The sequence below is a fragment of the Staphylococcus pettenkoferi genome (assembly GCF_002902685.1).
Taxonomy (GTDB): Bacteria; Bacillota; Bacilli; order Staphylococcales; family Staphylococcaceae; genus Staphylococcus; species Staphylococcus pettenkoferi.
On the sequence record NZ_PPRN01000090.1, the window covers coordinates 1 to 1,222 of the forward strand.

Sequence of the window (1,222 nt, forward strand, 5' to 3'; positions counted from 1 at the left end):
TGGTGTATTAACATCTTACAACAAAGTGCCAATTATGGGCATTTTTTATGAAATTTTTTGGGTGTTGCACTTAATATTACAATCCGTCACCCGATAAAAAGCTACTTTCATTATTAGGGTGATGTTACTCTAATACCAATAAGTATTTCAGCTTATCCTTACAAAAGTGTAAGCTCACTCACCTTTCAAGTACGTTATAATTAACTTGAGGTGATAATTATGGATAAACAAACTGAAAAGATTCTCGCATCACTAAGTTATTTCAGTGTATTCTTTGCACCATTTTTATTTCCATAAATCATTTGGATCGGGTTAGATAGACCTGTCTCTACACATGGTAAACGTGCAATACTATATCACATCGCACCTTATTTATTTTTAATATTAGTTGTTATAGCAGTAGCACTTATGGGACTATATGCTAAAATCTCTCTAATCATTGCAATTATACTTCTCATCATCGGTATTATCGGAATGGTATATTTCTTCATATATAACTTATATTGTGGCATCAAAGTACTACTTATGGATCAATTAAGAGAATAAAAATAGTTAGATAACTAAGAGACTCTTTAAGATAAGAATACTAATTATAAATCTCCCTCTTAATCAATTTATAGGTTTAAGGGGGAGATAATATTAAAGTAATTCTTTAAATGACATATTTTGCGGAAAATTCATTTTAGAATATATGTTATCGATTGATATTGTTTTAAAATCCTTCGAGTGATCATTCATACAGTTATTTAATTTTTTCACTAAGCTCTTAAAGTCTTTCTTCTTTAAAAACAAACTCATGGTAATTATCAAATCAAATATATAACTATCGTCTTTCGTTGATTTTAAATTCTTTTTAAAAATTTTATTATAATTACCAAATATATTATTTCTACTTATTGGTTTAGTTATCTTATAATCGTAAAGTCTTTCCTCGTGAGCACATACATTTCTATACAAATGTGCTTGTTGTAAAGCGCTTTCTATATCTTTAGGATCAACTTGTAACTGTAGATTATAATCTCTATCAATTTTCTTTTTATAATCTAGAGCAATTTTTTTACGTAAATCATCATCTAAATTAGTATACATCTTAGAAATATTCCCTAATGTTATATAATTAACTAATATCCACAATGGAACACCATTATGTGTATTAATATAATGTTTTAATGGTTTATTTCTTCTATTACTCATTACGTTACTAAAAATGGCTACCATTTTT

1 protein-coding gene is annotated in these 1,222 nt (G+C 27.3%); it reads right to left on the reverse strand.

All coding sequences use genetic code 11. The annotated features are described in order from the left end of the window. Nucleotides 1-639: 639 nt before the first annotated feature. The coding region (locus CD126_RS11655) for an Abi family protein (protein ID WP_142381374.1) at nucleotides 640-1,222 on the reverse strand (583 nt) is incomplete at its 5' end.